The 25,196-nt window shown below is 68.3% G+C and carries 30 protein-coding genes and 1 pseudogene; 15 read left to right on the top strand and 16 right to left on the bottom strand.

Annotation, left to right across the window (positions count from 1 at the left end; translation table 11 throughout):
- Positions 1–17: 17 nt before the first annotated feature.
- On the top strand, positions 18–695 hold the full coding sequence (locus tag AC2IPW_RS20080; protein ID WP_486375492.1) for a TetR/AcrR family transcriptional regulator: 678 nt from the start codon (positions 18–20) through the stop codon (positions 693–695).
- A 31-nt stretch (positions 696–726) separates the two neighbouring features.
- Positions 727–1,644: a TauD/TfdA dioxygenase family protein gene (locus AC2IPW_RS20075; protein ID WP_450120185.1), complete on the top strand. Its 918-nt coding sequence runs from the start codon at positions 727–729 to the stop codon at positions 1,642–1,644.
- A gap of 51 nt (positions 1,645–1,695) precedes the next feature.
- On the opposite strand, the gene AC2IPW_RS20070 is transcribed toward AC2IPW_RS20075, so the two are convergent.
- The 11 genes and pseudogenes from AC2IPW_RS20070 to AC2IPW_RS20020 form a co-directional block, all read right to left on the bottom strand.
- On the bottom strand, positions 1,696–2,607 hold the full coding sequence (locus AC2IPW_RS20070; protein ID WP_486377037.1) for a formylglycine-generating enzyme family protein: 912 nt from the start codon (positions 2,605–2,607) through the stop codon (positions 1,696–1,698).
- Positions 2,608–2,703: 96 nt separating this feature from the next.
- A complete protein-coding gene (locus tag AC2IPW_RS20065; protein ID WP_486375491.1) occupies positions 2,704–3,348 on the bottom strand; it encodes a class II aldolase/adducin family protein in 645 nt (214 codons plus the stop codon).
- Positions 3,345–4,583 carry a 3-oxo-tetronate kinase gene (otnK, locus tag AC2IPW_RS20060; protein ID WP_486375490.1) on the bottom strand — a complete coding sequence of 413 codons (1,239 nt, stop codon included), beginning with the start codon at positions 4,581–4,583 and terminating at the stop codon, positions 3,345–3,347. Before otnK ends, AC2IPW_RS20065 begins: the two co-directional genes overlap by 4 nt.
- Positions 4,584–4,590: 7 nt before the next feature.
- Positions 4,591–5,355, bottom strand: a complete 765-nt coding sequence (locus AC2IPW_RS20055; protein ID WP_416061732.1) for a FadR/GntR family transcriptional regulator — start codon at positions 5,353–5,355, stop codon at positions 4,591–4,593.
- Between the two features lie 12 nt (positions 5,356–5,367).
- A complete protein-coding gene (locus tag AC2IPW_RS20050; RefSeq protein WP_486375489.1) occupies positions 5,368–6,162 on the bottom strand; it encodes an HpcH/HpaI aldolase family protein in 795 nt (264 codons plus the stop codon).
- Positions 6,163–6,167: 5 nt separating this feature from the next.
- Positions 6,168–7,328 (bottom strand): cupin domain-containing protein, encoded by a 1,161-nt coding sequence (locus AC2IPW_RS20045; protein WP_003934561.1) that lies wholly within the window; start codon positions 7,326–7,328, stop codon positions 6,168–6,170.
- A gap of 19 nt (positions 7,329–7,347) precedes the next feature.
- The gene (locus AC2IPW_RS20040) at positions 7,348–8,085 is read right to left on the bottom strand and encodes an alpha/beta fold hydrolase (RefSeq protein ID WP_003934560.1); all 738 of its coding nucleotides are present in this window, start codon (positions 8,083–8,085) and stop codon (positions 7,348–7,350) included.
- Positions 8,086–8,087: 2 nt separating this feature from the next.
- Complete coding sequence (locus AC2IPW_RS20035; RefSeq protein WP_450120189.1) at positions 8,088–9,485, bottom strand: MFS transporter; 1,398 nt, start codon at positions 9,483–9,485, stop codon at positions 8,088–8,090.
- A 125-nt stretch (positions 9,486–9,610) separates the two neighbouring features.
- Positions 9,611–10,474 carry a TIM barrel protein gene (locus AC2IPW_RS20030; RefSeq protein ID WP_486375488.1) on the bottom strand — a complete coding sequence of 288 codons (864 nt, stop codon included), beginning with the start codon at positions 10,472–10,474 and terminating at the stop codon, positions 9,611–9,613.
- A 57-nt stretch (positions 10,475–10,531) separates the two neighbouring features.
- A pseudogene (locus AC2IPW_RS20025) lies at positions 10,532–10,753 on the bottom strand (hypothetical protein); the annotation flags it as partial.
- 56 nt (positions 10,754–10,809) lie between these two features.
- The gene (locus AC2IPW_RS20020; RefSeq protein WP_486375487.1) at positions 10,810–12,093 is read right to left on the bottom strand and encodes a competence/damage-inducible protein A; all 1,284 of its coding nucleotides are present in this window, start codon (positions 12,091–12,093) and stop codon (positions 10,810–10,812) included.
- Here AC2IPW_RS20020 and AC2IPW_RS20015 point away from each other — a divergent pair.
- Together AC2IPW_RS20015 and AC2IPW_RS20010 are read left to right on the top strand one after the other, a co-directional pair.
- Entirely contained in the window at positions 11,974–12,312 is a 339-nt protein-coding gene (locus AC2IPW_RS20015; RefSeq protein ID WP_486375486.1) for an AraC family transcriptional regulator, read from the top strand. The genes AC2IPW_RS20020 and AC2IPW_RS20015 overlap by 120 nt on opposite strands.
- A gap of 113 nt (positions 12,313–12,425) precedes the next feature.
- Positions 12,426–13,457, top strand: coding sequence for a Ppx/GppA phosphatase family protein (locus tag AC2IPW_RS20010; protein WP_486375485.1), 1,032 nt, complete (start codon positions 12,426–12,428; stop codon positions 13,455–13,457).
- 7 nt (positions 13,458–13,464) lie between these two features.
- Here the strand turns inward: AC2IPW_RS20010 and AC2IPW_RS20005 are convergent, their stop codons facing one another.
- A complete protein-coding gene (locus AC2IPW_RS20005; protein ID WP_486375484.1) occupies positions 13,465–14,046 on the bottom strand; it encodes a GNAT family N-acetyltransferase in 582 nt (193 codons plus the stop codon).
- Between AC2IPW_RS20005 and AC2IPW_RS20000 the strand changes: the two genes are divergently transcribed.
- Positions 13,954–14,307, top strand: coding sequence for a type II toxin-antitoxin system PemK/MazF family toxin (locus tag AC2IPW_RS20000; RefSeq protein WP_486375483.1), 354 nt, complete (start codon positions 13,954–13,956; stop codon positions 14,305–14,307). The genes AC2IPW_RS20005 and AC2IPW_RS20000 overlap by 93 nt on opposite strands.
- 75 nt (positions 14,308–14,382) lie before the next feature.
- On the opposite strand, the gene AC2IPW_RS19995 is transcribed toward AC2IPW_RS20000, so the two are convergent.
- From AC2IPW_RS19995 to AC2IPW_RS19985, 3 genes are all read right to left on the bottom strand, one after another.
- Positions 14,383–15,201, bottom strand: coding sequence for a hypothetical protein (locus tag AC2IPW_RS19995; protein ID WP_416061723.1), 819 nt, complete (start codon positions 15,199–15,201; stop codon positions 14,383–14,385).
- A 166-nt stretch (positions 15,202–15,367) separates the two neighbouring features.
- Positions 15,368–15,748, bottom strand: a complete 381-nt coding sequence (locus AC2IPW_RS19990; RefSeq protein WP_486375482.1) for a PIN domain-containing protein — start codon at positions 15,746–15,748, stop codon at positions 15,368–15,370.
- The gene (locus AC2IPW_RS19985) at positions 15,745–15,993 is read right to left on the bottom strand and encodes a type II toxin-antitoxin system Phd/YefM family antitoxin (protein WP_486375481.1); all 249 of its coding nucleotides are present in this window, start codon (positions 15,991–15,993) and stop codon (positions 15,745–15,747) included. The genes AC2IPW_RS19990 and AC2IPW_RS19985 overlap by 4 nt, the downstream gene beginning before the upstream one ends.
- Before the next feature lie 186 nt (positions 15,994–16,179).
- Here AC2IPW_RS19985 and AC2IPW_RS19980 point away from each other — a divergent pair, with 186 nt between their 5' ends.
- The 9 genes from AC2IPW_RS19980 to AC2IPW_RS19940 all read left to right on the top strand — a co-directional run bounded on the left by AC2IPW_RS19980 (position 16,180) and on the right by AC2IPW_RS19940 (position 22,523).
- Positions 16,180–17,238, top strand: a complete 1,059-nt coding sequence (locus tag AC2IPW_RS19980) for a glycoside hydrolase 5 family protein (protein WP_486375480.1) — start codon at positions 16,180–16,182, stop codon at positions 17,236–17,238.
- A gap of 276 nt (positions 17,239–17,514) precedes the next feature.
- A complete protein-coding gene (locus tag AC2IPW_RS19975) occupies positions 17,515–17,937 on the top strand; it encodes an RNHCP domain-containing protein (protein WP_486375479.1) in 423 nt (140 codons plus the stop codon).
- 9 nt (positions 17,938–17,946) lie between these two features.
- Positions 17,947–18,417, top strand: coding sequence for an RNHCP domain-containing protein (locus AC2IPW_RS19970; RefSeq protein WP_486375478.1), 471 nt, complete (start codon positions 17,947–17,949; stop codon positions 18,415–18,417).
- A 224-nt stretch (positions 18,418–18,641) separates the two neighbouring features.
- Complete coding sequence (locus AC2IPW_RS19965) at positions 18,642–18,971, top strand: PadR family transcriptional regulator (protein ID WP_461877117.1); 330 nt, start codon at positions 18,642–18,644, stop codon at positions 18,969–18,971.
- A gap of 2 nt (positions 18,972–18,973) precedes the next feature.
- Positions 18,974–19,342 (top strand): DUF1048 domain-containing protein, encoded by a 369-nt coding sequence (locus tag AC2IPW_RS19960; RefSeq protein WP_054371969.1) that lies wholly within the window; start codon positions 18,974–18,976, stop codon positions 19,340–19,342.
- Positions 19,339–20,127: an ABC transporter ATP-binding protein gene (locus tag AC2IPW_RS19955; protein ID WP_486375477.1), complete on the top strand. Its 789-nt coding sequence runs from the start codon at positions 19,339–19,341 to the stop codon at positions 20,125–20,127. Before AC2IPW_RS19960 ends, AC2IPW_RS19955 begins: the two co-directional genes overlap by 4 nt.
- Positions 20,124–20,897, top strand: a complete 774-nt coding sequence (locus AC2IPW_RS19950) for an ABC transporter permease (protein ID WP_450120199.1) — start codon at positions 20,124–20,126, stop codon at positions 20,895–20,897. Before AC2IPW_RS19955 ends, AC2IPW_RS19950 begins: the two co-directional genes overlap by 4 nt.
- 228 nt (positions 20,898–21,125) lie before the next feature.
- Positions 21,126–21,749: a GyrI-like domain-containing protein gene (locus tag AC2IPW_RS19945; protein WP_450120200.1), complete on the top strand. Its 624-nt coding sequence runs from the start codon at positions 21,126–21,128 to the stop codon at positions 21,747–21,749.
- 207 nt (positions 21,750–21,956) lie between these two features.
- Positions 21,957–22,523: a dihydrofolate reductase family protein gene (locus AC2IPW_RS19940; RefSeq protein ID WP_003939556.1), complete on the top strand. Its 567-nt coding sequence runs from the start codon at positions 21,957–21,959 to the stop codon at positions 22,521–22,523.
- Positions 22,524–22,783: 260 nt separating this feature from the next.
- On the opposite strand, the gene AC2IPW_RS19935 is transcribed toward AC2IPW_RS19940, so the two are convergent.
- A complete protein-coding gene (locus AC2IPW_RS19935; RefSeq protein WP_486375476.1) occupies positions 22,784–23,968 on the bottom strand; it encodes an MFS transporter in 1,185 nt (394 codons plus the stop codon).
- Between the two features lie 139 nt (positions 23,969–24,107).
- Here AC2IPW_RS19935 and AC2IPW_RS19930 point away from each other — a divergent pair, with 139 nt between their 5' ends.
- Positions 24,108–24,560 carry a MarR family winged helix-turn-helix transcriptional regulator gene (locus AC2IPW_RS19930; RefSeq protein WP_040270333.1) on the top strand — a complete coding sequence of 151 codons (453 nt, stop codon included), beginning with the start codon at positions 24,108–24,110 and terminating at the stop codon, positions 24,558–24,560.
- The last annotated feature ends 636 nt before the right edge of the window (positions 24,561–25,196 follow it).

Here is a 25,196-nt window from a genome sequence, read left to right as displayed (position 1 = left end):
GAATTTAAGTCAGTGTCTTGACGCCGCTGGGCCGGGCGCCGTACGGTGGCGTCATGTCATCCACGGACGAGTCCCGGCGCGCGCTGGTCGAAGTTGCCGAAAAGCTCTATGCCACAAGGGGCATCGACGGAGTGTCGCTGAGGGACATCGCGGCGGCCGCCGGTCACCGCAACAACTCCGCGGTGCAGTACCACTTCGGCGACCGGGACGGGCTGCTGACGGCCATCTTCAGATCCCGGATGAGCGCCATCAACGACGTGCGGCGAGACCGCCTCGACGAGCTCGACCGCCAGGGCCGCGGTGAAGACGTGCGCGCCCTGGTCGAGGCCGGCATCCGCCCGCTGACCGACTTCCTCGCCTCCGCGCCGGAGGCAACCCACTACGCGCGCTTCCTCGCGAGAGTATCGCCCTCGGTGGACTTCTTCGACGACGAGTTCGCCGCCCTGCGGGACGCCAATGCCGAAGTCGTCCGCCGCCTCACGCGCCTGTTGCCGCACCTGTCTCCCCGCACCGCGGTCGAGCGCATCGATCTCGTCTTCAACATGTCCGTATCCGCCCTGGCGATCTTCGAGCAGCGCCAGGAAAAAGGAATTCCAGTGGTGCGAGCCGACTTCGACGAAACCGTCGATCACCTGATCGACATGGCCGTCGGGGCGCTGCAGGCCGAGGACTCGCATGCCCGGCTCGACCACTGACCCGTTCGCCAGCTATCCGACAGGAGTCGCCATGCCCCCGACGATCACGTCCCGTTCCGTCGAAATAGGCTCACACACCATCGAGTTCGGTCCGAGGTTCATGCGGCGCTCTTCCGGTGCGTCCAGCGACGAACCGTACGTGAGCCTGCGCCTCGAGCCCGTCACGCCCTACATCGGCGCCGTGGTCACCGACGTGGACCTGGGCGACCCGCAGCCCGAGCAGATCGCCGAACTGCGCCGCGCCCTCCTCGAATGGAAGGTGCTGTTCTTCCGCGACCAGCGCATCACCGGGGCTCAGCACCGCGACTTCGCCCGGCACTGGGGTGAACTCGAGGTCCACCCGCTGCTCCCGCAGGGTGAGGTACCCGAGGTGGTCCACTTCGAACGAGGTGAGGACAACCCCGGCACCGAGAACATCTGGCACGTCGACGTCACGTGGCAGCAGCGTCCCCCGATGGGGTCGGTGCTGCGGGCGTTGCAGGTCCCGCCCGCCGGCGGCGACACCCTCTGGGCCGACATGGGTAACGCGTACGACTGCCTCTCCGACGAGATCAAGGACCGTATCGACGGACTCGACGCCGTGCACGACTTCGTGCCGTCCTTCGGCCGGGGCATGACCGCCGAGCGCCTCGAGCAGATGAGGGAGCAGTACCCGCCGGTGCGGCATCCGATCGTGCGCACGCATCCGGAGACGGGACGCAGGACGTTGTTCGTCAACAGCCTGTTCACCACGCACATCCCCGACATGGATCCCGTCGAGGGCGGCCGGCTGCTGCAGCACCTGTTCGACCAGGCCAAGGTCCCCGACTTCCAATGCCGATTCCGATGGGAACCGAATTCTGTTGCGTTCTGGGACAACCGGGCCACCCAGCACTACGCGGCCAGCGACTACTTCCCGCACCGGCGCGTGATGGAGCGGGTGTCGATCCTCGGCGACGTTCCGCGCTGACCGCCGTACGGCGCGGTGAGGCCGGTGACCGCGATGCGGTCACCGGCCTCGTCACATGTCCGGGCGCACGATGCAGCGGAAACCGATGTGGCACGTCGACGTCTCGACCGACTCGCCCTGCCGCGCCGCCGGACGGTAGCGGAGGCAGTAGTTCGGCGCGCACAGGTGCGAGCCACCCTTGATCACGCGCCGCGGGTACGGGCCGGACTCGTCGCCGGCACCCGTGCGGGGATTGCTGGGGATGCAGCAGGCGTGCGCGGGGGCGGTGTCCCGTCCGTCGGCGCCGTGGTGCGCGGTGTAGTGGTCCGCCGTCCACTCCCACACGTTGCCGGCCACGTCGACCAGTCCGTACCCGTTGGGACGGTAGGAGCCGACGGGCGAGGTGCCCACGAAACCGTCCTCGCCGGTGTTCTCCCACGGGAAGCGGCCCTGCCAGGTGTTGGCGCGGTAGCGGCCGCGCGGAGCGAACTCGTCGCCCCACACGAACCGCGCCCGATCCAGGCCACCGCGTGCGGCGAACTCCCATTCCGCCTCGGTCGGCAGCTCCTTGCCGGCCCACTGCGCGTAGGCGAGTGCATCGAAGTACGACACGTGCGTGACCGGGTGACGGTCGCGTCCGGCCACGGTGCTGCCGGGCCCCTCCGGGTGCCGCCACTGCGCGCCCGGCGTCCACGCCCACCAGCGGCGGTAGTCGTCGAGCGGCACCGGCCCGGGCGGCGGCACGAACACCAGCGACCCCGGAACCAGCAGGTCGGGTTCCGCGCCGGGGTAGTCCTTCGGATCGGGTGCCGTCTCGGCGGTGGTGACGTGCCCGGTGTCCTTCACGAACCGCCGGAACTCGGCGACGGTCACCGGGTGCTCGTCCATGAAGAACCCGTCGACCCGCACCTGGTGCACGGGACGCTCCTCGGGATAGAACTCCTCCGACCCCATCCAGAACGTTCCCCCGGGGATCCAGGTCATGTTCTTCGGTGCGGTGGAAGGCTCTGCAGCAGTTGCCATGTCCACCAGAATCTCAGATGTGCTCGGCCGTGGGACCGAGTATCCCGAAGAGAGGTACTACGGCGAGCCCCACGGCACGCGGTACTTCTCCGCGAGGTGGGCGGCCTCGTCGTCGGTGAGGTGACGCACCGGGTGCGGACCGAGCAGGATCAACAGCTTGCAGACCTCTTCGAGTTCGATCGCAGCGTCCACCGCCGCGGCGAGGGAGGCTTTCGCGACGATCGGCCCGTGGTTCTGCAGCAGGGCGGCCTCGAACGCGCCGGGAAGCGCGTGCAACGCCTCGGCCTGACGGGGATCCCCCGGCGGTGCGTAGCCGATGAGCGGGGTGCGGCCGACCTTCATCACGAAGTAGGGCGTGACGGGTGGGACCGCGCTGGCCTTGTCGTGGTGGTGCGTGCACGACCAGGCCGCGGCGTACGCCGAGTGCAGGTGCACGACCGCGCCGGCGTCGCCGGACCGCGCGTACAGCGCACGGTGGAGTGGAAACTCCTTCGACGGCGGAGGACCGTCCAACAGCTGTCCCGTGTCCAGGTCGAGCACCGAGAGCCGCTCGGCATCGAGGGCGCCGAGGGACACACCGGTCGGGCTCATCACCATCGTCGAACCCACCCGGATGCTGAGGTTGCCCGACGATCCGGGACTCAAGCCCAGATCGGTCAACCGGGCACCGGCACGGACGAGTTCGTCGCGCGAGTCGGTCATGCCAGCACATCCCACGCGGAGGTGAACATGTCGGTCGTCCCGAAGTTCCCGGACTTGAGCGCGACGTCGAGAGCGATGGAGCCGGAACGTGTCTCGGCCCACGCCACGCCGGGCGCGATCTGCGGCCCGATGCGCAGACGGCAGGCCCCGAGGCCGCGCAGCACGGCTCCGGAGGTCTCACCTCCGGCGACGACGAGTTGGCGGACCCCTGCGTCGACGAAGCGGACGGCCAGTTCCGCGAGCGCGGCCTCGATCAGTGCGGCGCTGGAATGTCCGGAGCGGGTCGTGGCGGCCACGTCGGCCGGCTCGCCGACCGAGTAGATCATCACGGGTCGCTCCGGGTCGCGGTTCCACGACGCGGTGGCACAGTCGAGGATCTGCCCCAGGACGTCGTCGTGGTCGTCGACGAGTCGTTCGGCGTCGAGCATGAGGTGGGTCAGGTGAGGTCGAGCGTGCGCGATCTGCGCCTGGGTAGTGCGCGACGCGCTGCCGGCGAGGACCGCGCGGAAGCCGCGGTGCACGGCGACGGTGCGGGCGCCGGCGGCATCGGACGGCCCCTGCATCCCCAGTGCGAGTCCCGATCCGCCGGTGACCAGCGGCAGGTGCGAGGTGGCGGCGGCGACGACCGACAGATCGGTGGTGTCGACGGCGTCGATCACCTGCAGGCCACTGCGGGCGGCGAGTTCGGTGCGCACGGCATCGGCCCCGGCGCGGACGACGGCGTGCGGGACGAGTCCGACCGGACGGGTGGTCTGCGGGGCGAGCAGCCGGAGGACGTCGGACTCGCGCATCGGGGTCAGGGGGTGGTGGCGCATCGAACTGTCCGACAACAGCCTGTCGCCGACGAACAGGTGCCCCTGGTAGACGGTGCGGCCGTTGTCGGGGAACGACGGGACCACCACCGTGGTGTCGACGCCGAGTTCGGACATCAAGGCGTCGGCGACGGGCCCGATGTTGCCCTCCGGGGTGGAGTCGAACGTCGAACAGTACTTGTCGTAGATGCGGTCGGCACCGAGATCGCGCAACACCGACAGCGCGGCGCGGCTGTCTGCGACGGCCTCTGCGACCGGGGCGGTGCGGCTCTTGAGCGCGACGACGACTGCGTCGTGGTCGCGCAGGTCGTCGAGGTCGCCGTCGGGGACGCCGAGGGTGACGGTGGTGCGGAATCCGCGGGTTACGAGATTGGTGGCGAGGTCGGTGGCCCCGGTGAAGTCGTCAGCGATACCGCCGAGCATGAGTTCCCTACATTCGTGTGTTGGACAGCGGGCTGGTGTCGAGGACCCGCCGCAGGTTGTCGATCGCCTGATGCATGTGCTCGCTCATGGCGGCACGGGCGTCGTCGACGTTGCCGGCCTCGATGGCGAGGTAGATGGGCCGGTGGACGTCGAGCGAGTCGCCGAGGCGGACGCTGGTCGTCAACACCCGTTCGGTCCACACGCGCAGCAGGCTGCGGATGTTGGTGAGGACCCCGGCCAGGACGGTGTTGCCGCTCGCAGCGGCGATGGCGAGGTGGAATTCGGTGTCCGCCTCGACGAACTTGGCGACGTCCCCGGCCTCGGCAGCGCTCTCCATGAAGTAGAACCACTGCTGGATGCGGGCCAGGTCCACGTCGGTCCGGTTGCCGGCGGCCAGGCCGGCGAGATCGATCTCGATGTACTGGCGGGCTTCGGCGAGTGAGTCGATGCTGTGGGTGCCCAGCAGCACGCCCCACTCGATCACCCGGGGCAGCAGGTCCGAGGAAGCACCACGCAGATAGGTGCCGTCACCTTGACGCACTTCCAGCACGCCGAGCAGCACGAGCGACCGGATGGCTTCGCGGATGACCGTGCGGCCGACGCCCATGTGCTCGGCCAGGGCGCGTTCCCCGGGCAGACGCTGGTTGGGCTGGAACTGTCCGCTGGTGAGATACCGCAACAGATCCTGGGTGAGTTCCACTCCGGCACTGGCACTGTGCCGGGTCGAAGTCGGGAAGGAGCCGACGGTGGCGGTGCTTCTCGGGTCGTTCACAGCATTCCTCGTTCAGTATCCGGATCCGGTCGCGGGAGCGGCTGCACCTACGACTCCTCGCACGCTAGCAATTCGCTTCTGCGCCTCCGCACGGATCATCGACAGGTCGTTGCCCGGCGTGACCAGGTCGAACCCTTCGAAACGCCACCGGGCCGCCTCGTCGCCGTCGGCGCAGAACACCCCGACGGCCAGGCCGTTCCGGTGGGCGGCGTCCCGGATGGTGGCGCAGTGCCGGGCGACCGTGTCGCCGATGCGGCCGCCGGGCCGTTCGCCGAGGTCGAGCGCCAGGTCGTTCGGCCCGATGTACAGCCCGTACAGTCCCGGGACGGCGGCGATCTGCTCGAGGTTGCCCAGCGCCTGCGCGGACTCGATCATCGCCCAGAGGGTGACCGTGCGGTCGGCTTGGTCGAGGTAGTCGGGACCGCCGTACAACAGACCCCGGGAGGGGCCGAACGATCGGCGTCCGCGCGGCGGGTAGGTGCAGGCGGCGACGAGATGCTCGGCCGCCTCGGCGGTGTCGATCCCCGGGGCGACGATCCCGTAGGCACCGGCGTCGAGGAGCCAGCCGAGCTCGGCCGGGTCGAGGGTGGACGGCCGGGCCATCGGGGTCGCGGGTCCGGCGGCGATCGCCTGCAACATCCGCACCAGCGCGTCGCGACCGAACATGCCGTGTTGTGCGTCGACGGTGACGCTGTCGAATCCGCAGTGCGAGAGGGCTTCCGCCGTGTAGGGGCTGTCCGTCGACAGCCACGCGTTGACCGCGCATCGGCCGTCGGCGATGATGCTGCGAACGTTGTTGGCGCGCATGTGGATCAGTCGTCCTGCGTGGTCATGGCGAGCAGGAACATCGGGGCGACGTAACCGTCTGCGTCACGGGACAGGCCCTTGTGGTTGGCTTCCTCCCACACGTCCTTCGACCAGTGCAGCGTCACGCGGGCGTCGCCGCCGTTGACGACCACCATTTCGGCGAAGTCGCTGTCGTCGCCGGCCTCGAGCACGGTGAACATCCGCCAGGCGTGGGGCGGAACCGAGAAGGTGTCCCACGGTCCGAGTTCGACGACGGTCTCGGCGCCGGGCTCGTTGAGCGTGATCCGCCAGCGACCCGATTTGACGATGAGCACCTGCGTTTCGGCATGCCAGTGACGCAGCATGCCTTCGCCCACCGTCGCCCGCATCCACGCCAGGTTGAACGAGTGGGGATTCGTGACCCGCGGTGCGGCGTCCCGGTCCTCGATCATGCCGTACCCGATCACCGGTGCGAGTTCGGCGCGGCCGCCGGGCAGGGTCGAGCAGACGAAGGGATGCTCGGAGTAGACACGGTCGGCGGCGGTGGTGACGCGCGCACGGATCTGCTCGGGGGTGTAGGTGCGCAGGCTGTCGACCACGTCCTCGGGCATGGGTCGGATCAGGGCGCCCTCCTCGGGGAGGGGATCGCCGGCGACGGTGTCGATCAGTTCGTTGTCGGCGGTGAGGTACAGCCCGTGGCCTTCGGCCTCCTTCAGCACGGAAGGACCCCAGATGATGCCACCGGTGTCGGGTCGCCCGAGGGCGGTGAACAGCCATCCGTCGTCGGGCCCGACGTTGGTGAAGCCCCGGAAGATCCACGTGGGCATGGACACGATGTCGCCCTCGTGCGAGATGTACTCGCCGCCGGTGCCGTCCTTGCCCCACCGGAAGAGCCAGTCGCCACGGAAATTGAGGAACACTTCGGCGGTGAAGTGCATGTGCAGGTTGTTGGTCACACCGTTCGGCATCGCGGCGGCGCCGATGTTGTAGCCGTGGTCTTCCTGCAGGTTGATGACCTGCCCGGGATTCTGGCTGACGCCGTTGCCGATGAGGGAGTAGTTCTCCTTCTTGTCGGATCCGGGAGTGCGGCAGTCGATGAACGCCTGGTTGCAGGAGACCAGCGCGGTGCGCCGAATGGTGCGCCGTTCGGCCTCGGCGGCGTCGACGACGATGGGGCGGGTGGACATGACGTTTCTTCCTTCTCGGTTACTGCAGGGCGGTGGCGTAGCTGTCGAGCAGCTGCTCGACCCACGACCCGAGGGCGATGGCGACGGTGGCGGGCTGTTCCAGGGGGAGCATGTGACCGGCCCCGGGGACGACGGTCGACGTGCCCCTCGGGGCTGTGTCGGCGATCTCCGTCGCCACCGGAACGGGGATGAGTCTGTCGTTCTCCGCGGCGACGGCCAGCACGGGCCCGTCGAAGTCGGCCAGCGCCGGACGTTCGTCGATCCGCTGGTGCTGGATCTGCAACTGCTGCAGGTATCGCAGCTCCCCGGTGGCCTCCATCATGGCGCGCACACGGGCCGCGAGGTCCGGTGAGGCGTCACCGACGAGCTGGGGGAGCACCTCGTCGATGCACCCGGCCAGTTCGCCCCGGGCGACCCGCGAGATCTGATCGTTCCACGCGGCCCGCTGGGTGGGTCGCGGTCCGCGGGGATTGGCGCACACCGTCGCCAGTGCGGGTACCCGGTGCGGTGCGAGGCGGGCGGCAGCCAGAGCGACGGTGCCGCCCAGGGAATGCCCGACCGGCACGATCCGGTCGCCGGTCCCGAGCAGATCGTCGACGGCCTCCTCGAGCGAATAGGCTCGGACGGGACGGATCGTCATCGGTACCCGCTCGCCGAACCGGCCGCGCAGATAGTTGACGACGGGGGCGAAAGTGTCCTCGGTGCATTGCATTCCGGGAACGAATACAAGCGTGAACGGTGCGGTGGGGAAGTGCATGGTCAGACGCCTCGCTGCCCGACGGCGGGGGTGTCGTTGTAGTCGTCGGCGGCCAGGTCCTTGCGGTAGGTCTCCCGGTAGAACGCGAGGACGACGACGAGCGAAACCAGTGAGATCGCGCAGATGTACCAGGCGACGGACATGATCGTGCCGGTCTGCTCGACCAGCGCCGAGGCGATGAACGGGGAGGTGCCGGCGAAGATGCAGAAGGCGAGGTTGAAGGCGATCGAGCCGGCCGTGTAGCGCAGGCGGGTGGGGAACATCTCGGCGATGCAGCACGTGGTCGTCACGGCGATGAAGAACAGCGGCACCAGGTAGATCAGCTGGGCGATCACCGCGTTGCCGAATCCGCCCTGCGAGACGATCGTGAACGACAACGGCACGATGAACAGCGGGGTGACGGTGCCGGCGATGAGCATCTTCCGGCGGCCGATGCGATCGGACAGGCGGCCGGACAGGTACAGCAGCGGCAGAATGGCCAGCAGGGCGATGCTCGTCGAGAGGGTCGACAGACCCAGGGTCAGGCCCTGCTTGTCCTTGAGGTAGCCGGGGATGTACGCCGTCCAGCTGTAGGAGAGCACGGCGTTGGTCATCGCGAAGCCGGAGAACACCAGGATCGGCTTCCACTGCGTCCGCAGGGTCTCGAGGATGCCGGTGGCCGGGACGTCTTCCGAATGCTGTTCTGCGAGTTCGGCTTCGAGGGCCTTCTGGCGGCGGAACTCGGGGGTTTCCTCGACGGCGCGGCGGATGTAGAAGCCGGCGACGGTCATCGGCAGGGCGATCAGGAACGGGATGCGCCAGGCCCAGTCGTGCATGGCGTCGTCGCCGAGGAGTTCGCTGAGCGCGAAGGTCAGTCCGGTGCCGGTGAGCAGGCCCGCGAACACGGAGATGGAGACGAACGAGGTGTACCGCGCTCGTTGGTGCGACGGACCGTACTCGACGATGAAGGACACGGCACCGGCGTACTCGCCGCCGGCTGCCAGTCCCTGCCCGAGGCGGATGAGCAGCAGCAGCAGGGGTGCGGCGATGCCGATGCTCGCGTAGCTGGGCAGCAGGCCGATCAGCGTCGTGAGCAGGCCCATCAGGATGATGGTGAGCGACAGGATCTTCTTGCGGCCGACCGTGTCGCCGAGACGCCCGAAGATGAAGCCGCCGAGCGGGCGGATGAGGAATCCGAGGGCCAGGCCGGCGTAGACGCTGAGCGTGCCGACGGTCGGGTTGTCGGTCTGGAAGAACACGGTGGCCAGGACCGGGGCCATCGCGGCGTAGACGGCGAACTCGTACTGCTCGGTGTAGTTGCCGATGACGCCGGCGAGGACGGCTCGACGCATCGTGCTCTTCGCGACGGTCGGATGCGGCGGGGACGCGATCGTTTCCGTGTCGGGGAGGGAGGGTGGCATACGGGTGTCCTTGTCAGGGGGTGCTGGTCGCGGAGCGGGGTCTGCTCTGTGAGGAGGATTACCCCCTACGGTAGGAAGCGCACCCAATATTGGTCTACCGGTAACCCACTTACGTTATCAATTCGTTATGAATCTACCTCCTTTCGGAGCCAGCCGAACGGGTCGTCCGTGGTGTCGAAGTACTCGAGACCCACGTATCCGCGATAGCCCTGCGTGTGCAGCGTGCGCAGGGGCGTGTGCAGGTCGAGGCGACCGCTGCCCGGCGCGCCGCGACCGGGAACGTCGGCGATCTGCACGTGCGCGACCGCCCCGGCCCAGCCCGTCGGATCGGCCAGGGCCGGGTCGTCGTTCATCGCGAGGTGGTACAGGTCCGCCAGTACGCCGATCGAGCCCGGCGGCACACCGGTCACCGCGTCGACGACTGCTCGGGCATGGTCGATGCGACGTACCGGATAGGCGGGTACGCCGCTCAACGGCTCCACGTACACCGTCGCCCCGATCGATGCAGCCGCACGAGCGGCGTAGTGCAGGTTCTCGCGGGCGACCTCGTCCTGGCGGGACGGATGGTGCGCGTGGTCGCGGCAGCCGTAGAGCGCATTGAAGCCTGCGCTGCCGAGCGCGGACCCGATCGCGACGGCGATGTCGACACTGTCCCGGAACTCGCTCTCGCGTCCGGGCAGGGACACCAGCCCGCGTTCGCCCGCCTCGAACGCGCCACCGGTGAAGTTCAGCGCCGACAGCCTCACGCCGGCATCGCGCACCGCCCGGACGAAACCGTCGACCTCGGCGTCGGACGGATTCGGACCCGGAAACGGCCACCACATCTCCATCGCACCGAAGCCCGCGGCGCGGACGGCCTCCGCGCGGGCGGCAATCGGCAGGTCGGTCAGCAAGGTCGAGCAGTTGACCGTGAGCCGCTGCGCACGGAAGAGATCGACCCAGAGTGGGTCTCGATGGCGGCTGATAGGGGAGGGCGGGAGCGAGTGCATGACACCCATCCTCCCAAACTGGTTCTCCAATCGAACCCGACTGTTATCTTTCGGTTATCAATTGACGATGTTCGGAGTGGGATGCGCCGTGACCGCGGACCTCCCGCGAAGGGCGGACTCGACCAGGTTGTGCTCGGGTAGCGCCGCGCCGGACCGCACGGCCGCGATCCACCCGGAGGTCGTGGTGACCGCGGCGAAGTTGGACTGCAGCAGCACCATCAGCGTGGTGTGCAGGGACTCGGCTTCCGCGACGGTCGCGAGGTCGCAGTTGTCGGTCATGCCGATGCGTCGGCTGTTGCCACCCCGGCCGCAGTGAACGGTGGTTCGGTGCAGGTTCAACGTCGTTCGAGTTGTGCGACAACCAGATGCAGTGCGGCGGTGGTGGTGAGGGTTCGGACCCGTTCGCGATCCCCGGGGAAGCGGCGGGTGAGCGTGTATGTCGGCCGTCCGGCAATCGCGACGCCGAAGCAGACTGTGCCCACCGGCTTGGTCTCGGTGCCACCGTCGGGACCGGCGATCCCGGTGGTGGAGACCGCGACGTCGGCCTCGAGACGGCGTCGGGCGCCCTCGGCCATCGCTGCGGCGACCTGTTCGCTGACCGCACCGTGCGCGGCGATCATCTCGGCCGGAACGTCGATCAGATCGGACTTCGCGTCGTTGGAGTACGAGACGACGCCGCCCGTGACGTAGGCCGACGAACCGGGGCGAGCGGTGAGACGCGCGGCGACGAGCCCGCCGGTGCACGACTCCGCAGTCGCGATCGACCGGCCGTCGAGGGCGTCGATCAGCTGGTCGTCGATGGTGGAGCCATCGGTCGAGAAGATCTGGGGTCCGTGGTGTTCGGCGAGAACGTCGAGAAGACGGCGATAGACGTCCGCGTCGCCGGAGGCGAATCTGGTCACCATGTCGAGTTCACCGTCTCGAAGGCAGGTGGTGATCTCGAGTCGATCCAGGTCTGCGATCTCTGCTTCGGCCCGGCGCAGTGTCTCGGCGAGTTGTGCCTCGTGCAGTCCGTAGGCACGCACGGTTCCCTGCTGCAGGTCGTCGGCTCGGGTCAGCACCTCGGCGACCGCAGGTGAGGTGATCGCGCTCGGCCACATCGCCTGCAACTCACCGGGCGGCCCGGGGAGGACGACGATGGTCGGGACCGGCCGGTCACCGGTTACTGCGGGGATGACCACGCCCGGTGCTGTGCCGGTCGGCGGCAGGGCGGTGGCATCGGTGGGGACCTGCGCCTGCTTGCGGATCCCGATTCGCGTCGGCCCTGCGTCGAGGTCCGGGGTGTGCGGGCGGTGGCGGCGGATGATGCCCGCGATGTGTTCTTCGAGTTCGGGGTCGAGTAGTAGCTCGCGACGACAGAACTCGGCGATGGTAGCGACGGTGAGGTCGTCGGCGGTGGGGCCGAGCCCACCGCTGGTGACGACGAGGTCGACGCCCTGGTCGGCGAGGAAGCGTAGTTGTGCGGTCAGGTCGGCGGGCCGGTCGCCGCAGATCGTGATGTGGGCGACGTCGACGCCGAGCGTCAGGAGCTGTTGGGACAGCCATGGTCCGTTCTGGTCGGCGATCCTCCCGGTCAGTACCTCGGTCCCGGTCACGACGATTCCTGCACGCACGCTCACGGCGTCGAGCCTAGTCGGCAGCGTCCACCGCAGAACGGGGCGCGGCACAGCCAGTCGGAGACGACCGACTGGAGCATCGACGCCGTCGCGTCCGCGTGCGGCTTCACCAGCGCCGTCACCTTCCGGCAGAACTTCGGCGCCGCCTTCGCAGTCACCCCCACGGCCTATCGGAGGCAGTTCGCACCGGCCCCGCCGGTTCGCGCGAAGACACGGTTGTGACATCGGAAACCGACACGCCGTCACCGCCGGTGGCCGGTCGTCACGGGCACGACGCTGCGGCCCCGGGTTCGGAGCGGTGGTGGGGGAGCGGCGACCGGAGAATACTCGAAGATATGCGGCTCGGAGTCCTGGACATCGGCTCGAACTCGGCGCAACTGCAGATCGTGCAGGCGTTGCCGGGGGCTCCGCCGCTGCCGATCCACGCGGTCAAGACCTCCACGCTGCTGGGGGAGGCGATCGGCGACGACGGCTGCCTGGAGGAGGCCGGTATCGAACGGGTGTGCCAGGCCGTGAGCCGCACGCTCGCGGCGGCACACCGGTACGAGGTGGAACAGCTGTATCCGTTCGTCACGGCGGCGATTCGTGACGCGGCGAACCGGGATGCGGTCCTCGAACAGATCCACACCGAATGCGGGATTCGTCCGCAGTACCTGTCCGGGTTGCAGGAGGCCCGGTTGACCTACATGGCGGTGCACCGCTGGTACGGGTGGTCGGCGGGCCGCATCCTGATGCTCGACATCGGTGGTGGGTCGATGGAGATCGCATTCGGGCGCGACGCCGAACCGGAGTTCGTCCTGTCGCTGCCGCTCGGCGCCGGTCTGCTCACCCGCACCTATCTCCATTCCGATCCGCCGCGCCGGGGTCAGGTCAGGGCGTTGCGTCATTTCGTGCGTGACACGCTGAGCGAGTCGGCGGAGCGGCTGCGCTGGGAGGGAGAGTTCGGGCGGGTGGTGGGCACCTCCAAGACGTTCAAGCAGCTGGCCCGATTGACGGGCGGAGCGCCTCAGCGGCACGGTCCGTTCGTGCGGCGCACCCTGCGCCGCAGCGACGTGCATCGCTGGGCGGGACGGCTGACGCAGCTGCCGACAAGCGAGCGGGCGCGGCTGCGCGGCATCTCGCCGGCCCGGGCTCGGCAGATCCCCGCCGGCGCGATCGTCGCCGACGAGGCGATGCGGGCGCTCGACGTCGATCTCCTCGACGTCAGTCCGTGGGCGCTGCGCGAAGGCGTGATGCTGCAGCACCTGGCGACGGTGACGGCCCCGGATGCCGTGTTGCCGCTGCAACCGCTGGTGCCCGCCGAGCCGGAGAAGGCGCAGCTGGTCTCGTTGCCGACGGAAGCGTCGAGGCGAACGGGGTTCGCGTGACGGGACACTACTTGCGGATCATCGTCCACGTGCGCGGCCCGTCGCCGGGCAGGTCCACCGTGCCGACGACGTCGAACCCGAGCCTGCGGTAGAACGCGACGTTCCGCTCCGACGACGTCTCCAGATACGCCGGTACCCCCGCCTTGCGGGCTTCCCGAAGGCCGGGGGCGAGGACCGCGCCACCGAGGCCCGAGCCCTGCCGGTCCGGATCGACGGCGACGGTCGCGAGGAACCACGCCGGCTCGCTCGGCCGCAGCGGAGCCAGCGCCTCCTCCGCGGCCGTTGCCGCGGCGGCCCGATCGCCGGACAGCTCGGCGACGCGCCCGGCGATGTGCGCGAAAGCCTCTGGTATTCCGGTGGATTCGGGGGTGGTCCACACCGCGACGGCCGTGGCGTCGTCGGACACCCACACCCGCCCGCAGCGCAGACCGATCTCGGTCAGGTACAACCGCTGCAACTCCTCGACTCGCCGCAGGTGGTCTCGGGCGTCGACGGTATGGCGAGTGAAGGGATAGTCCGCGAAGGCGCGCGCCAGGGTACGGGTCGCGCGGTCGACGTCGGTGGGTTCGGCAGGGCGGATCTCGGTCATCGCGCCGAGCGTAGAGGCCGGCCTGCGGCGGCCGCGAGTTCTTTTCAGTTCCTCACAGACCACCAACACTCACACGTCTTTCCGTTCCAGGTACTCGTGGAACCCGAGGAGTCAGGTCTGGCCAGAGCGTCGAAAGCTCAGGCAGAACAGGTACGTTCGGTGTCCGTGCGCCGCCTGGACACCGAACCTGTCGGAAAGCTCGGGGTCAGAACACTCGCAGCGCTCGAGGAAGCGCTACGGCTGCATCTCGATCTGCGTTGACGTCCACGAGGTCTGGTCGGGCGGTCGCGGGGGAGTTGCTGTCGCCTTGCCGGTCGAAGTCCGTCACCCCGGTTCTCATCGCCTGACCGGGGTGGTGGGGCGGATCTCGAACCGCTCGGGGATCCGCAGCCACGCGGTGCTCACCGTCGACCAGTCTCCGACGCCGGGCCACGGTCCGGACTGGCTGTGGCGGTAGCCGCCCGCCTCGTACCGGTCGTACGGCACCTCCGACAGCCGTGGATGGGCGCACAGCAGGCCGAGCGCCGACAGGTGCACCGCGTCCCACCGCTCCGCGATCGACGGCCAGTCCGGGACGTGCGCCCCGCGGTATTCGAGCGGATGCGCGGCGATCAGCTCGGCCCAGTCGTCGGCGGTGTCGATCCGGACGATCCGCGCGACGTCCTGGTCGAAGTGCACCGTGTAGCGGGCGGGGTCGGTCGCGCTGCGCAGGTTCTCGCCGCTGGCACCCCACGTGTCGGATGTCCCGTCGTCGAGGGGCGTCGCGGTCCAGAACGCGCCCTCGGGCAGCGCCCCGGGCCGCGCGCGGTTGCGCACGCGCGGCACGCTCAGTTCGGTGACGGCGCCCTGATGCACCTGCGGGCTGATCAGCGTGTCGCGGCTCGGCGCACGTAGGGCTGCGCAGATCGCCTCGCTCATCTCACGGACGGCGGGGGAGGTGACGGGCAGATCCAGGATCTCGTTGGCGCCGTTGCCGTAGAGGTATTCGCCGATGATCAGCAGCGTGTCCTCGACGAAGTCCTCGAGCGAGTCCGCCTCGACGAACTCGGTGACGGACGGCTGCGGATCGGCAGTGCGGTGGGCGCGCAGATACCACTGGACGAGCATGCGGCCCGGCACGGTGTCGAGCAGGTTCGCCGCCACATCGGAACACATGATCGACATGTTGCCGCATCGGTCGCGCTGTCGACTCGAACTCCGCAATCCCCCGACGCCGGTGTCGGTCTCGTCCTCGTCGCTGCAGCACGCCGGCATGCCTGAGGAGCTTCCTGAACTGAGCGAGTCCCGGTGATCGGAGCCTGCAGCGATCGCAGGTTGTCCTTCAGATGGTGTCGACCTCCAGTAGGTGTTCGATGCCGCGGAGATCGTCCGCGTTGCGGGTGACGAGTCGGGCGTTGTTCGCATGCGCGGTGGCGGCAACCATCAGATCGAGTGCTCGAGGCCGAGGTTTGCGACCGTACGCGTGCACGGCCGCGGCAAGCTGTCCGTAACTTCGAGCGACACTGGCGTCGACAGGGAGTGGCTCGAACGCGCGCTCCACGGCGACCAGGCGCTGCAACCGCTGAGCTCGCTGCTGCGCGGTGGTCGCGACCAAGACTCCGAAGTGCAGTTCCGCCAGACTCACGGCGCTGATCGCGACCTCGCCGTCAATGGGCGGAACATCCCTCGCGATCAGGATGCTCGTATCGAGTACCGTCCTCACTGCGGGGCCCACGGGTCCGCGATCGGGTCGTCGATCAGGTTGCGGTCGGCCTCCCACGTCGGATCGGTGTCGGTTCGAAAGATGCCGGCGACCTCGTCGAAGGCACACCACGTCTTCCGGCCGGCCGGGCCGAGGATCGCACTCGGGCGGCCGGCGACTGTGATCAGCATCGTCTCTCCCGCTTCGGCACGCTTGACGTAGTCGCTGGCGTGCTGGCGCAGTTCCTTCAACCCCAAACTCTCCATACCCGATGGTAGCACTAATGCTACTTATGGAGTTCGACTTCGTGCGTGGCGAGTGCCGGGTTGCAGAGCTCTGTTTCGACCACCGGCGGAGGGCTCGCGCGGCAAGTGGACCCGAACCGGTCTTCACCTGCCGTCGACAGAGCGGACGGTCTTCCTGCCGGGCCGGCAAGAGGCTACCGTTCGCGCATGCGCGCAGCCGTGGTCGTCGCCTGTCTGATCGCGGCGACCGCATGCGCGCCACCACCGCCACCCGAGGCGCCGGAGCCGCCACCACCGGCGCGCGTCGCCGTCGACCACCGTGACCTGACCTTGGACGGAAAACCGTGGTGGCCGGCCGGACTCAACGCGTACCAGCTCGCCTCCGACTGGGACGTCAACGGCGGCTGCGGCGCGCAGGTGGACCTGGATGCGTACTTCTCGTCCCTGCCCCCGACGTCGCTGACCCGGTTCAACGCCTTCCAGGCGCTCGCCCTGAACCGGGTGACGGGGACGTTGGACTTCTCCGCGATCGACGCCGTGTTCGCCGCGGCGGAACGAAACGGGCAGCTCGTGATGCCGGTGCTGTCCCCGCAGGACGGCGCGTGCGGCAACGAGCTGTACAAGGATCGCGCCTGGTACGAGCACGGCTGGACCGAGCGCCGGGCACCCTTCGCGGTGAGCTTCGCGGACTGGGTGCGGCTGGCCGTGGACCGCTGGCGGGTCTCCCCGGCGCTCGCCGCGTGGGATCTGCTGGGCGAACCCGAGCCGGGCGTGTGCGGCGACGAGGCGTGCAGCCTGCCGCGACGTTCGTGCCCGGCCGATTCGGCGCAGCTGCTGCGGTCGTGGACCGACGCGGTCGGCCGCATCGTGCGCGAGACAGATCCGCGGCACCCGATCACCCTCGGTCTGATCGGCGGGGACCAGTGCGGCAGCGCCGGGGACGGCTACGCGCAACTCGCGCAGTCGCCCTACCTCGACGTGCTGCAGTACCACGACTACGACGACGCGGCGTGGCTGCCGGTGCGCCTCGGCCAGGTGACCAAGCCGATCCTGGTGGCCGAACTCGGCATCGAAGCCGGCAGTTGCCTGTCGCTCACCGAGCGTGCCCAGCGCGTGGACGAGGCCCTGACCGGCTACCGCGAAGCCGGTGCCGCCGGTGCGCTGCTGTGGGCGTTCGTACCCGACCCGCGCGGCGACCAGTGCACCTACGACATCGGCCCCGGCGATCCGGTGCGTGAGGTGCTGGCGCGACACGGCAGCCGGTGAACTGCGCCGGCCGTCGTCCGGTATCGAGCCACCGTCCCTCGGTTCGCTCGCACGGACTCGTCCGCCAGGCGGACGCGGAACGAGCCCGCGAGCGCACGCAGTAATTCGATTGCGCGTTCACCTCGTGGTGAATACCGTCTGCTGCATCCGGCGGAGAGCCGGTCGAACTCGGATGGAAGTGGTGAACTATGCCCCGGACAGCCGCCGAGCCCCTTCACGATCTCGTGAAGCGCTCGGACCGGTGATCCGCAACCACCATCGGATCGCCTGTCCGGTGTGAGGTCTTCGCGGGATCGGCAGTGCTCGGCACTCATTGCAGCACAGTTGATCTCACAGAGGAGAACCCAAGTGTCCCACAGTGGCACATCCATCTCGCGACTCTCTACGTTCACATGTATCCGGTGCGGGCTGACGGTACCCGCCGCGACGCCTGCCGGTGCGCCGCGGACGCACTGTCCGAACTGCCTCGCCGGCAAGCACCGACCCGGTCCGGACGCCACGTGCGGAGCACGCACGCAACCGATCTCGATCGCGGTGCTCCGGGGTGGAGAGTGGATGCTCATCCATCGCTGCAGTGCCTGCGCTGCCCTCGACGCGTGTCCGGTGGTCGAGGACGACAACCAGCTGCTGTTGATCCGCATCGCGGTGAGACCGCTGGCGCAGCCGCCGTTTCCGCTCGAGCATCTTGCGCAACTGTAGGAGCGCTCGGTGTCCCGCAGGAACAATCGAACAGATCGGGTGCAGCGGCCGAAGCCGTCCCATCGCGACGCACCCGCACGGCACGGAACATCGTTCCGCTGCATCGGATGCGGTCTGGACGTGCCGATGCAGTCGTCCGGAACCGCGCACCGCAACCACTGCCCGCACTGCCTGTCGAGTAGGCACGTCGATCGTGTGCCCGGCGACCGGGCCGCCGGCTGTGGGGGCCGGATGGAGCCCATCTCGGTAACCGTGCGTGGGGCGGGGGAATGGGTGATCATCCACCGGTGCCGCGCCTGCGGCACGCTCGGTGCCAACCGCTGCGCCGGGGACGACAACCCGCTTGCACTCCTCCGGATCGTGCTGCGGCCCATACCGGGCTCGAGCGCGCTGCTCGACGGGGAGAGGCTGTCGCCGGATCATCCTTCCCTCTCGCTGCGGAAGGTCTTGTCTGCCGGAGGGGAAGGCAGGATCGACTGAATGTCGTGGGTGCCGTCCGTCCGGGTCAGCTGGACGGTTCGGTCGCCGGGTGGGCCGGGAGGTGCGTCGCGGCCCAGCTGGCGAGAAGCTCGGGCCGGTCCCAGTGGCGGGTTCCGCGTGTCCGGCAGGGTCGAGAATTCTCCCACTACTAAGTGTTGCCACCTACCGGTACTCAGTGTTACTTTGTACCGGTAGTCAGTGTCACCAGGTACTGGGAGAGAGTGATGGGCAAGCAGGCGACCGAGATGCTCAAGGGAGTCCTCGAGGGCATCGTGCTCGCGATCCTCGCGACACGGCCCGCCTACGGGTACGAGATCACCGCACAGCTACGCGAGCAGGGCTTCACGGACATCGCGGAGGGCACCGTCTATGCCCTACTCGTCCGGGTCGAGCAGCGTGACCTCGTCGATGTGGAAAAGGTTCCATCCGAGAAGGGCCCGCCGCGCAAGGTGTACACCCTCAACGCGCGGGGGCGAGACCAACTCGGCGAATTCTGGAGGAACTGGAGCTTTCTCGCAGAACGTATCGAACAGCTGCACAAAGGAGAGAAGTGATCATGGCCGCCAAATGGATCGAATTCCTCACCGGATCACTCGAGCAGAAGAAGCAGTTCAAGCGGTACAAGGCCCGGATCGAGAAGCTCCCGGAACCCTACTCGAGCACCGCGAAGGCCTTCCAGCGGTACCTCACCTACTACGGTGGCATCACCGACGGCGGCACCCTCGTGACGATGCTCGGCGACTCCGCCGACTTGTGGGAGCGCGCCGCGGCCGACGGAACTCCGCTCCGGGAGATCGTCGGCGAAGACCCCGTCGAGTTCGCCGAGACGTTCGCGCAGGCCTACACCGGCGCGCAGTGGATCGACAAGGAGCGTGCTCGCCTCACCAAGGCGATCGAGGACGCCGAACGCAAGGAGCAGCGATGACCACCGCCATCAGCGTCAAGGGCGTCGAGAAGTCGTACGAGCAGTTGCACGTGTTGCGCGGCGTCGACTTCGAGGTCGAGGCGGGCAGCATCTTCGCGTTGCTCGGCTCGAACGGCGCCGGCAAGACCACGCTCGTGAAGATCCTCGCCACGCTGCTGAAATCGGACGCCGGGCACGCCGCCGTCGCCGGCTTCGACGTTGTCGACGACGCCGCCGACGTGCGCGAATCGATCAGCCTCACCGGCCAGTTCGCCGCCGTGGACGAGATTCTCAGCGGCCGGGAGAACCTCGTGCTGATCGCCAAACTGCGTCATCTACCCGATCCGCAGGTGGTGGCCGACCAGCTGCTCGAGCGCTTCTCACTGGCAGCAGCCGGGGACCGAAGGGTCTCGACGTACTCGGGAGGCATGCGCCGGCGCCTCGACATCGCGATGAGCCTCATCGGCAACCCGCCGATCGTGTTCCTCGACGAACCCACCACCGGGCTCGATCCGCAAGCGCGCATGGAGGTGTGGCAGGTCGTTCGAGACCTCACCGCAAGGGGCACGACCGTCCTCCTGACCACGCAGTACCTGGAGGAGGCCGAGCAGCTCGCCGACCGGATCGCGATCCTGCACGAGGGCCGGATCATCGTCGACGGCACCCTCCCCGAACTCAAGCGCCTGCTTCCTCCCTCGAAGGTGGAATACGTCGAGAAGCAGCCCACCCTCGAGGAGGTCTTCCTCAGCATCGTCGGTGGCGGCGCCGAAAATCCCAGTGCCACAGATGGAAAGGAACCGAAATGACCACCCATGTCGTCGCCGACACCGCGGCCCTCACCGGACGATCCCTGCGCCACATCACCCGCAGCCCCGACACCATCATCACGACCGCGGTCACGCCGGTGGCCATCATGTTGCTGTTCGTGTTCGTCCTCGGCGGCGCCATCGACACCGGCGCCGGAACGGGCACAGCCGCGTATGTGAGCTACCTGCTGCCCGGCATCCTGCTCATCACCGTCGCCTCGGGTGTCGCATATACCTCGGTGCGACTGTTCAACGACCTGCAGGGCGGCATCGTGGAACGATTCCAGTCGATGCCGATCTCCCGGTCCTCGGTGTTGTGGTCACACGTCCTGACCTCACTGGTCGCCAACCTGACCGCACTGGCCCTCGTCGTCGGGTTCGCCGTCCTCATGGGGTTCCGTTCCGGGGCAAATATCCTCGAATGGCTCACGGTCGCCGCAATCCTCACCCTGTTCACGCTGGCGCTGACCTGGCTCGCGGTCATCGCCGGCCTGTCGGCGAGCACCGTCGACGGCGCGGGGGCATTTGCCTACCCGCTCATCTTCCTGCCGTTCGTCAGCTCCGCCTTCGTGCCCACCGAGTCGATGCCGGGCCCGGTGCGGGCATTCGCCGACAACCAGCCCGTGACGTCGATCGTGAACGCGGTCCGTGACCTGCTCACAGGCCAGCCCGTGGCCGGTGACCTGTGGGTGGCCCTCGCCTGGTGCGCCGGCATCCTGGTCGCCTCGTACACCGCAGCGGTCATGATCTACCGACGCAGATTCTCCTGACCGTCATCACGCCGGAACAGTTGCAGCTCGCCCCCGTGACTCTCTCCACCTGACGCCGCAACTCTCAGACCGCTCGACCAGCCCAGATCGACGCTCGAATCGCCGCGCTGCACGCGGTCCAGAGATCGGATCCGTATCGTCCGCGGCCCGCGCGCGAGGTGTTCTCGTACTCACTCAGCCTCCTCGAGGCGGAAAGGACGTGGCTCGCAGCGCGAGTCCAGGCACCCGATGACGGAGAAGACTGATTTCAAGAAGACCCTCGACGCCTATCAGGCACGACGGGGCAAGTTCCGCCTGGTCGACGTACCGACGATGCAATACCTGATGATCGACGGTCATGGCGACCCCAATACCTCTCCCGACTTCGACCGGGCAGTCCGCGCTCTGTACCCCGTGGCGTACAAGCTGAAGTTTGCCAGCAAGCGCGATCTGGACCGGGACTACGTCGTTCCGCCGCTCGAGGGATTGTGGTGGGCGGACGACATGGATTCGTTTACCGCGGCGCGGGACAAATCACGATGGGACTGGACCATGATGATAATGACGCCGGACTGGATCGACCACGCGATGTTCGCCGCGGCCGTCGAACGCGCCGGAGCCGGGAATCGCCCCCAGGGCCTCGACGACGTCCGCCTCGAGACGCTTCACGAGGGCCGATGCGTGCAGACACTGCACGTCGGCCCCTTCGACGACGAAGCTGCCGTACTCGCGCAACTTCACGAAGAGTTCGTCCCGGACAGCGGATTGCGCCTGACCGGCAAGCATCACGAGATCTATCTCACCGACTTCCGCAGGACCGCGCCCGACCGACTGCGCACCATACTCCGACAGCCGGTCGCCCCAATCCCTTGACACCGAGCGAGAGCCCGATCTCGTCGATTCCGGTCAGCCGGCGCTGCCACCGGTGCCCACTCCGGCATCGTTCGGCCGTGAACCGGAGGCGGCGCTTCCGGCCTGCAAGTGGGAGGGGGCCGCCTGACGCGCGTCCGTCCACAACGATTCGGCAATAACTTGTGCGGCGTCGCGATGAGTTTTGCCCTCCGGGGCAGTCTGATCTGCATGGGCAAACTCATCTATGGCTTCAACGTGTCGGTGGACGGGTACATCGCCGATGCGCAAGGAAACATCGACTGGACCGATCCGAGCGAAGAACTACACCAGTACTGGAACGACTTCGAGCGGGAGACCGCCCTGTCGTTCTACGGGCGGCGGCTCTACGAACTGATGGCCGCGTACTGGCCGACTGCCGACGAGGCCCCGGACGCCACCCCTCTGATCGTCGACTTCGCCCGCGTCTGGCGCGACATGCCCAAGGTCGTGTTCTCGCGCACCCTGGAGTCCGTCGACTGGAACTCCCGCCTGGAACGCGGGGACCCGGTCGAGGTGGTGACGAAGCTGAAGGCCGAAACCGACGGGACGCTGGAGGTGGCCGGCGCGACGCTGGCCGCACCGATCGTGCAGGCGGGACTGGTGGACGAATACCGGCTCGTGGTCGCCCCCATCGCCGTGGGCGGCGGCACCCCGTTCTTTCCGACACTGCCGTCATGGATATCGCTGCGACTGTTGGAGAACCGCACCTTCCCGGGTGGCACGGTCCTGCTGCGCTACGAGGCGAAACACGACTGATCGGGCATACACCTCCAGGCGAGCTACGGATGCACCACGCGATTCATGACTCGAGCGGCCCGGCAATTATTGCTGCTGGACGGCGGCCGCGCGGAGTTACGAGAACGCTCTGGCAAAGTCGTTCTTCCAGAGCCTGAAACATGAATGACCGGCTACGAGTCCCTCCCCGCATTGCGGATGGGCGGTCGCGTACCCGTCCCGTGCCCACCGCGAACTGCGAGCTTCGGCGGTCCGGTGGACGCGGGGTCAGCGCACCAGGGTCAGATCTTCACGAGCGCCGAGTCCGCCGGCGCCTCGGCCCTCGGCCGGTCCATCGCCGTGGCCATCCGCAGCACGACGAGGCCGGCGGCCGTGACGACTGCACCCATCCAGATCGGGGAGGTGAAGCCCAGGCCGGCTGCGATGGTCAGACCGCCGAGCCAGGCACCGAGGGCGTTACCCACGTTGAAGGCAGCGATGTTGGCGCCGGAGGCCATGGTCGGGGCGGTGGAGGCGTAGTTCATGATTCGCATCTGCAGGCCGGGGACTGTCGCAAAACCGGAGGCGCCCATGAGGAACAGTGAGAGGATCGTCATGGCCCGGTTGTCGGCGGTCGCGGCGAAGACGACCAGGACGGCGGTCACCAGCGCGAGAATCCAGGTCAGCGCCGGGGTGAGGGCCCGATCGGCTGCCTTGCCGCCCAGGTAGTTTCCGACGAACAGGCCGGAGCCGAAGACGATGAGCAGCCACGGCACGCTGGATGTCGCGAAGCCGCTGACCTCGGTCAGGGTGAAGGCGATGTAGGTGAAGGCACCGAACATGCCGCCGTAGCCGAGGACGGTCAGCGCGATCGAGAACCAGACCTGCTTGTTGCGGAACGCGTGGAGTTCGCCGCGCAGGCCGCCGTGTGTGCCGGCCGGGGGAGTGGTCGGCACCAGGGCGGTGATGCCGACGAGCGCCACCACGCCGATCGCGGTGATCGCCCAGAAGGTCGAGCGCCACCCCAGTTGCTGCCCGAGCAGGGTGCCGAACGGAACGCCGAGGACGTTGGCGATGGTGAGGCCGGCGAACATGATGGCGATGGCGCCGGCGCGCCTGGAGGGTGCGACCATGTCCGCAGCCACGACCGATCCGATGCCGAAGAACGCGCCGTGGCACAGGGCCGCGACGATGCGTCCGCCCATCATGACCTCGTACGACGGGGCGACGGCCGACAGCAGGTTGCCGACGATGAACAGCACCATCAGGGACAGCAGGGCCCGCTTCCGGTCGAAGCGGGTGAGGGCGGCGGTGAGCAGGATGGCGCCGAGGGCGACCGAGAGCGCGTACCCGGAGATGAGGTAGCCGGCGACGGACTCGCTCACGGCGAAGTCCGCGGCGACCTCCGGCAGCAGTCCCATGATCACGAATTCGGTGAGGCCGATCCCGAATCCGCCCATGGCGAGGGCGATGAGGCCTGAAGGCACGTCGAGTTCCTTTCGAAGATCTGCGCGTCAGCGCATAGAGCGCGTGTGCAGTAGTTGCAGACGCCTCATAAATAGTTGCACGCGCTCTATACATGCGCAAGCGGGTAGTATCGGAGAGGGCAGAAAGCAAGGAGGCGACGTGGGCATTGCGGACGACGCGGTGGAGATCCGCGCGCAAGGTTGGCGCACGCTGGCCGCACTGCACGGGGCGCTCGACACCGAGCTAGAACGCGCCCTCCAGCAGCAGCACCAGCTCTCGGTGGTCGAGTACACCGTGCTCGACGCGCTGAGCCGGCAGGACGGCTGGCACATGCGGATGGCGCAGCTCGCCCGCGCGGCCGCGCTGAGCAGCAGCGCGACGACCCGCCTGGTCAATCGTCTCGAGAAGCGCGGGTTGCTCACGCGGATCCTGTGCGAGGACGATCGCCGCGGCATCTACACCGAACTGACCGCCGCCGGGCGCGAACTGCTCGACAGTGCGCGTCCGACGCACGACGCCACGCTCGAAGCCGCCCTCGGCGAGGCGTGCGAGATCCCGGAGCTGGCGCCGCTGGTGCGCGCATTGCACGAACTGCCGCCGAGTCCGCGCTGATCCCGGTGCTGTAGACCCGGCACTGGGGATCCGTGCCGGTGCGCGTCGCCGGATCGAGTACACGTGTTCGGGCGCGGCAGAGAAGATTTCGGGACGGCAAAGCAGAAGGAGACCCTTCGGGTCCCTGACTCGTCGGCCCCTTCCCCAAGCAAACCCACGGACCATACCCCGATACCGCGTCTCGGCCAGCACGTCTGGCCGCCTGCCGAAAAGGCAAGCGGCTGAGCTGGACCCGGTCGGACGTGTCGACCCGTGCTCGATCGGGTGCCCGGTGCCGTTCACCGGGACGGTGGAATGCCGGATGCGGTTGGTTAGCGTCGGACCCGCACGGAAAACGACGTGACCGCATGCGCCTCGGTCACCGGAACGGCCCTCGCGCGCACGCAGGGAAACACCGACAGCCCCGGACCCGGTACTCGGGTGCGGGGCTGGTGCAGGTCAGGTCGTCGGCGGACTCGCGCAGCTCAGGACGGCGGACGACGCCACGTCGGGGTGTGAGGCACGCGGCCACTCCCGGGGATACGCGCCTGGAATCGGCGTGTGGATACAATCCACCTCACGGTGCATGACAGCCTCTTCTGTCGTGTGCCCAGACCCCGGTTCGGTGTTGGCGCACCGGCCGGGGTCGCCCCGTTT

The sequence above is a fragment of the Rhodococcus sp. NS-SX18 genome, assembly GCF_057367935.1.
This window is presented reverse-complemented; position numbering and strand designations above follow the sequence as displayed.